The sequence below is a fragment of the Streptomyces durbertensis genome, from assembly GCF_014156695.1.
In the GTDB taxonomy this organism is placed as follows: domain Bacteria; phylum Actinomycetota; class Actinomycetes; order Streptomycetales; family Streptomycetaceae; genus Streptomyces; species Streptomyces durbertensis.
Genome location: NZ_WMLF01000318.1, coordinates 1 through 6,366 on the forward strand (window position 1 = coordinate 1; position 6,366 = coordinate 6,366).

Here is a 6,366-nt window from a genome sequence, read left to right on the forward strand (position 1 = left end):
AGACCCACGCGGATTTGTCGGACGGGGCCTGCCGAGAGAGGTGAACATGGCTTTCGTAGCGATCGGTTACCTTCTCCTGTGGCTGGCGTGGACGGCTGCCGCGGGTGTGCGTCTGCGTCAGGCCCGAGCTGCGGTGGTCTGGCCGGGCTGCGTGCTTGCGATCAACTTCTCGTTGCTGGCCTGGCAGATGGTCACTTCCCTGGACGGCGGTACCCAAGGCTTCTTCCTCTTTCTGCTCCCCAGCACCTTGTTGGCCTCCCTCCGCCTGAACCAGGCGCTTCGGCAGGTCAGGCGCGGGGAGCGAGGCGGTGAGACAGAGTGAGCAGCCGTTGGGGCCTTCCGCCCCACCTCACCTCGGTCAGCGTTGCGGGAGTTGTTTGCGGGTGGTGACGGCGATGCGGTTCCAGGCGTTGATGGTGAGGATGGCGGCGATGAGGTGGGCCAGTTCGGTCTCGTCGAAGTGTTCGGCGGCGCGGGCGTAGACCTCGTCGGGGACAAAGCCGTCGGTGAGGACGGTGACGGCCTCGGTGAGGGCGAGGGCGGCGCGTTCCTTCTCGGTGTAGAGCGGGCCGGCCTCCCTCCAGGCGGCGAGCAGGGTGACGCGCTGCTCGGTCTCGCCCTGGGCGCGGGCCTCCGTGGTGTGCATGTCGAGGCAGAAGGCGCAGTGGTTGAGCTGGGAGGCGCGGATCTTGACGAGTTCGGCGATGACGGGGTCGAGGTTCTTGTGGGCGGCGGCGTCGAGCGTGATCATCGCCTGGTGGACGGCGGGGGCGACGTCGGAGAAGTCCATGCGCGCGGTGTGCTGTTGAGTGCTTGTCGCTGTGGTCATGGCTTTGAGCGTAGGGGTGGGTTGGTCTGCGGGTATGGTCCATTTCCGTGACGGGAACGTGGGCCATTCCGCCGCCGGATCGCGCCCCGGTGGGCAGCGACCTGCATCTTGAGCTGGACCGGCCGGGCGGGGTGCGGCGGTCGTTGACGGACTCGTTGCGGGAGGCCGTGCGCGGTGGGCGGTTGGCGCCGGGGACGCGACTGCCGTCGTCCCGTTCGCTGGCCGCCGATCTGGGGGTGGCCCGCAACACGGTGGCGGAGGCGTACGCGGACCTGGTGGCGGAGGGGTGGCTGGTCGCGCGGCAGGGGTCGGGGACGCGGGTCGCCGAGCGGGTGGCCCCGGCGACGGGGTTGAGGCCCGTCGCCGCGGTGCGGGGCGGTCGGCCGCGGCGGCCGGTGGCGCCCGTCCACGACCTGCTGTCCGGGCGGCCGGACGTGTCGGCGTTTCCGCGCCGGGCGTGGTTGGCGTCGACCCGGCGGGCGCTGGCGACTGCGCCGGCCGCCGCCTTCGGGCTGGGGGACGCGCTCGGGCGGCCGGAGCTGCGGGAGGCGCTGGCCGGATACCTGGCGCGGGCCAGAGGGGTGCGGGCGGCGCCGGAGCAGGTGGTGGTGTGCGCGGGTTTCGGGGAGGTCATGGACCTGCTCGGCCGGCTGCTGGCCGGCACCGGGACGCTGGCGGTGGAGGGGTACGGGCTGTGGCTGCACCGGGACGCGCTCGGCGCGGCCGGGTGTGACGTGCGACCGCTGACGGTCGACGAGGGCGGGGCACGCGTCGAGGAGTTGGACGGCCGGGAGGACGTCGGGGCGGTGCTGCTCACGCCGGCGCACCAGTACCCACTGGGGGTGGCGCTGCGCGCCGACCGCCGGGCCGCCGTGCTGGACTGGGCCCGCGCCACGGGCGGGCTGGTGCTGGAGGACGACTACGACGGCGAGTTCCGCTACGACCGGCAGCGCGTCGGCTCGCTCCAGGGCCTCGATCCGGACCGCGTGGTGTACCTGGGCACGGCGAGCAAGAGCCTCGCCCCGGGGCTGCGGTTGGCGTGGATGGTGGTGCCGGAACGGCTGGTGGGGGCGGTGCGGGAGCTGCGGGTGATCAGCCGCAGCTCGTCGTTGGACCAGCTTGTGCTGGCCGACTTCCTGGACACCGGCGGCTACGACCGGCACGTACGGGCGATGCGGCTGCGCTACCGGCGCCGGCGGGACCGGCTCACCGCGCTGCTGGCGGAACACGCGCCGCATCTGGAGGTGCGGGGGATCAACGCCGGGCTGCACGCGGTGCTGGCGCTGCCGGCCGGCACCGAGCGGGCCGTGCTGCGGGCCGCCGCGCGGGGCGGGCTGGCGCTGGAGGGGCTGGAGCGCTTCCGGTACCCGGGCCACCCGGCGGGTGCCGGCGGTGCGCCGGCGGACGCGGTGGTGGTCGGCTACGCGGCCCCTCCGGACCACGGCTACGCGGCCGCGCTGGCCGCCCTGCTCGACGTGCTGCCGGGCCCGGAAGAGGCGGAGGTGACCGCCTGGGGGAGGTGGAGGTGACCGGTCCGGGGGGAGGTGGAGGTGACCGGTCCGGAAAGAGTGGAAGCGGCCGGTTTGGAAGGCCGGAAGCGGCCGGTCCGGAGGCCGGAAGTGACCGGACCGATGCCGTCCGCGACCAAAGCGGGACGTTCCCGACCGCCCTGTTAGAGTGCCCGGTTGGAACCCGCTCCCCGACGGGTTTGTCGCACCCTCCCACACCTGGTGAAGCAGATGTTTGGCATAGGCAGCAGCAGCCCCCGGTCCCGTTCCCGCAGAACCGTCGTCGCCGGCACCGGTGCGTTTCTGCTCGCCGTCCTCGCCGGCTGCGGCTCGCAGTCGGGTGGCGAGGGCTCGGGCGGCGAGGTGACGCTGGTGGCGCCGACCTGGGTGGGCGGCCAGGCGAACGTGGCGGTCGCCGCCTATCTGCTGGAGAAGGAGCTGGGCTACCAGGTCAAGGTCCAGGAGATGGACGAGGCCGAGGGCTGGAAGGCCGTGGGGGAGGGGCGCGCCGACGCCATCCTGGAGGACTGGGACCTGCCGGACCAGTACCAGGAGTGGATCATGCAGAAGAAGACGGTCGTGCCGGCCGGCAGGCTCGGCGTGACCGGCCGCATCGGCTGGTACGTGCCCCGCTACCTCGCGGACCGCAACCGGGACGTGCTCAGCTGGGAGAAGCTGAACGACAACGTCGAGCTGTTCGGCGGCGCCGGGGACGGCAAGGGTGTGCTGCTCCAGGGCGACCCCTCGTACAAGTCGCACGACGAGTCGATCATCAAGAACCTCGGCCTCGAGTACGAGTTGAAGTACCTCGGTACCGAGGGCAAGCAGCTGAGCCACATCCGCAAGGCCGCCAAGGACCGCAAGCCGTTCCTCACCTACTGGTGGACCCCGCACTGGGTGGAGCAGGAGGTCGAGCTGGCGGAGGTCAAGCTGCCGGCCTACTACGCCGGTTGTGACGAGGACCCGGAGAAGACGCGGTGCGGCTACCCGGAGACCGACCTGCGCAAGTACCTCAACAAGGAGTTCAGCGACGGCGGCGGCAAGGCGGCCAAGTTCCTGAAGAACTTCGAGTGGGGCGCGGAGGACCAGAACGAGGTGGCCCGGCTGATCGCCGGCGAGGGCATGGACCCGAAGGAGGCCGCCGCGAAGTGGGTCGAGGAGAACGAGGGGTTGTGGCACCGCTGGCTCTGGGATCTCGACAACTGAGGTTCTGACGAGGTGGGTTGAGCGGCGCGGTGGTCCGAGCGGACCGCCGCGCCGCTCGTGTGCTCACTCCGTGGAAGCTCCCTGAGGGGGTGAACTCCCGTGCGCGAGTCCGGACATGACGGTTCTGCCGGCGGGCGCGGCGAGGGGAATTCGGGGAAGGGTCCTCTGGCCCTTGGATGTGCTGTGCCCGAGTGACTACGATGCGCGAGTTGATCATGCCTATGGACTGAGAGGTACTCAGGATGGAGCCCGGGCCGATAGTTCCGCCCATCTTCACACCCCTCGCACCCGCGATCCACCCCCGACACGCGCGGATCGACGCGCAGACGGCGGTGTGGGCGGAGACCTTCGGGATCGGCTCGCCCCGGCTGCGGAAACGTCTTGTCACCCAGGACATCGGCACCTTCGCGGCCCGCATCCTGCCGGAGGGGCGCGAGGAGGTCGCCCGACTGCTCGCGGACTTCGTCCTGTGGCTCTTCGGAGTCGACGACGGCTACTGCGAGGAGGGCGAACTTGGCCACGACCCCGGCGAGTTGGCCGGGGCGCTGCACCGCCTGCTGCGCGTCGGGCAGAACCCGCAGGCGCCCATGCTCGTCGACGACGCGCTCGCCGACGGGCTGCGCGACCTGCGGCTGCGGGTCGACGAGTACGGCACGCCGGCCCAGACGACACGCTGGCTGGACGCCCTGCGCGAGTACTTCTTCTCCGTCGTGTGGGAGGCTGCCCACCGCCGCACCGGCACCGTGCCGGACCTCAACGACTACACGCTGATGCGGCTCTACGACGGCGCCACCACCGTCGTGCTCCCGATGCTGGAACTCGGACACGGCTACGAGCTGCGTCCCGAGGAGCGCGACGACACCGCCGTGCGGGCCGTCGCCGAGGCGGCGTCCTTTGTCATCACCTGGGACAACGACCTGTTCTCCCACCACAAGGAGAGCCGCGCCGACGGCTACTACCTGAACGTCGTCCGCGTGCTCCAGCACCACGAGGGGCTCACCCCGGACGAGGCGGTGGCCAGGGCCGTCAACCAACGCGACCGGGCCATGGTGCTGTTCACCCGGCTGCGGGAGCGGCTGCTGGAGGACGCCAGCCCGGAGCTGTCCCAGTACCTGACGAGCCTCGGCCACTACATCCGCGGCGCCCAGGACTGGGGCATCACCTCGCTGCGCTACACCACGCCCGACGACCCGGCGCCGCTGCCCACGGTCTTCAGCGACACCCCGACCGAGGGCAGCGACGAACCGCTGGACATCCCCGCCGTCGCCTGGTGGTGGGACATGCCGCGCACACCGGCGGGGACACACGTCGGCGACGGCACCGGCCTCGCCACGGCGTGAGGGAACCGCCGGAGCACGGGGAGCGGCTCCCGGCCGGTGGGCCGTGGCCGCTCCCCGCCGCCTCGCCTCAGGACTCCAGGACGGCGCGGAGCTGGTGGAGACCCCAGTCCAGGTCCCGCTCGTCGATCACCAGCGGGGGAGCGATCCGGATCGTCGAGCCGTGGGTGTCCTTCACCAGGACGCCCCGGTCCATCAGCCGCTCCGAGACCTCCCGGCCGGTGCCGAAGCCGGGGGACACGTCCACGCCCGCCCACAGGCCGCGGCCGCGCACCGCGTCGACCCGGCCGGTGTCGACGAGCTTGCCCAGCTCGGCGTGGAGGTGGTCGCCCAGCTCGGCGGCGCGCCGCTGGAACTCGCCCGAGCGCAGCATCGCGATGACCTCCAGCGCGACCGCGCAGGCCAGCGGGTTGCCGCCGAACGTCGAGCCGTGCTCGCCCGGCCGGAAGACGTCCATGACCTCCCGCGAGGACACCACCGCCGACACCGGCACCACACCGCCGCCGAGCGCCTTGCCCAGCACGTACACGTCCGGCACGACGCCCTCGTGCTCGCAGGCGAAGGTGGTGCCGGTGCGGCCGAGACCGGACTGGATCTCGTCGGCCATGAACAGCACGTTCCGCGCCCGGGTCAGCTCCCGCACGCCCGGCAGGTAGCCGGGCGGCGGCACCAGCACACCGGCCTCGCCCTGGATCGGCTCCAGCAGCACGGCGACGACGTCGTCGCCGTGCCGTTCCATGGCGGCCTCCATCGCGGCCAGGTCGCCGTAGGGGACGATCTCGAAGCCGGGGGTGTAGGGGCCGTAGTCGGCGCGGGCCTCCGGGTCGGTGGAGAAGCTGATGATCGTCGTGGTGCGGCCGTGGAAGTTGTCCGCCGCGACGATGATCTTCGCCTGGCCGTCCGGGACGCCCTTGACGCGGTAGCCCCACTTGCGGGCGGTCTTCACCGCCGTCTCGACGGCCTCGGCGCCGGTGTTCATCGGCAGCACGGCCTCCATGCCGCACAGCTCGGCCAGCTCGGTGCAGAAGGCGGCGAACCGGTCGTGGTGGAAGGCGCGCGAGGTCAGTGTCAGCCGGTCGAGCTGCGCCTTGGCGGCGGCGATCAGCCGCGGGTGGCCGTGGCCGAAGTTCAGCGCGGAGTAGCCGGCCAGCAGGTCGAGGTAGCGCCGGCCCTCGACGTCGGTCATCCACGCGCCCTCGGCGGAGGCGACCACCACCGGCAGCGGGTGGTAGTTGTGCGCGGTGTGCCGGTCGGCGGCGTCGATCAGCCGCCGAGCGGTGCCCTCGGGAGCGGTGGCTCCCGTCTGTTCCGTGGCCGTCGGCTCCTCGGCGGTGGCCGGGCCGGGGGCGTTCACGGACGCGGTGCCGTCTGAAATCCGGGGGGACATCGTTGTCGTGCTCCGTTCGTCTCGGCAGGCGGCGGCTGTGCCGCCGCACACACACCTCACGTTCTACCGTGCCACCCCGGCCTCGCGGCACCCCCGACC

General features: G+C 72.1%; 6 protein-coding genes. 4 read left to right on the plus strand and 2 right to left on the minus strand.

Annotated features, from left to right (window positions below; genetic code table 11):
- Positions 1–322: hypothetical protein (locus tag GL263_RS19080; protein ID WP_228456647.1), on the plus strand; the 322-nt coding region annotated here is incomplete at its 5' end.
- Between the two features lie 36 nt (positions 323–358).
- On the opposite strand, the gene GL263_RS19085 is transcribed toward GL263_RS19080, so the two are convergent.
- The gene (locus tag GL263_RS19085) at positions 359–829 is read right to left on the minus strand and encodes a carboxymuconolactone decarboxylase family protein (RefSeq protein WP_182856949.1); all 471 of its coding nucleotides are present in this window, start codon (positions 827–829) and stop codon (positions 359–361) included.
- A 47-nt stretch (positions 830–876) separates the two neighbouring features.
- Here GL263_RS19085 and pdxR point away from each other — a divergent pair, with 47 nt between their 5' ends.
- The 3 genes from pdxR (at position 877) to GL263_RS19100 (ending at position 4,883) form a co-directional block, all read left to right on the plus strand.
- The gene (pdxR, locus tag GL263_RS19090; protein ID WP_182856950.1) at positions 877–2,358 is read left to right on the plus strand and encodes a MocR-like pyridoxine biosynthesis transcription factor PdxR; all 1,482 of its coding nucleotides are present in this window, start codon (positions 877–879) and stop codon (positions 2,356–2,358) included.
- 210 nt (positions 2,359–2,568) lie between these two features.
- Positions 2,569–3,543: a glycine betaine ABC transporter substrate-binding protein gene (locus GL263_RS19095; RefSeq protein WP_182856953.1), complete on the plus strand. Its 975-nt coding sequence runs from the start codon at positions 2,569–2,571 to the stop codon at positions 3,541–3,543.
- Between the two features lie 242 nt (positions 3,544–3,785).
- On the plus strand, positions 3,786–4,883 hold the full coding sequence (locus GL263_RS19100; RefSeq protein ID WP_182856951.1) for a selina-4(15),7(11)-diene synthase: 1,098 nt from the start codon (positions 3,786–3,788) through the stop codon (positions 4,881–4,883).
- 67 nt (positions 4,884–4,950) lie between these two features.
- Here GL263_RS19100 and rocD read toward each other — a convergent pair whose 3' ends face one another.
- The gene (gene rocD / locus GL263_RS19105) at positions 4,951–6,267 is read right to left on the minus strand and encodes an ornithine--oxo-acid transaminase (protein WP_182856952.1); all 1,317 of its coding nucleotides are present in this window, start codon (positions 6,265–6,267) and stop codon (positions 4,951–4,953) included.
- Between the last annotated feature and the right edge of the window lie 99 nt (positions 6,268–6,366).

What these genes read in the sequence shown, in the direction of transcription:
- GL263_RS19095 (WP_182856953.1), top strand. Translation starts at nt 2,569, where the DNA reads ATGTTTGGCATAGGCAGCAGCAGCCCCCGGTCCCGTTCCCGCAGAACC.
- GL263_RS19085 (WP_182856949.1), bottom strand. Translation starts at nt 829, where the DNA reads ATGACCACAGCGACAAGCACTCAACAGCACACCGCGCGCATGGACTTC.
- GL263_RS19100 (WP_182856951.1), top strand. Translation starts at nt 3,786, where the DNA reads ATGGAGCCCGGGCCGATAGTTCCGCCCATCTTCACACCCCTCGCACCC.
- rocD (WP_182856952.1), bottom strand. Translation starts at nt 6,267, where the DNA reads ATGTCCCCCCGGATTTCAGACGGCACCGCGTCCGTGAACGCCCCCGGC.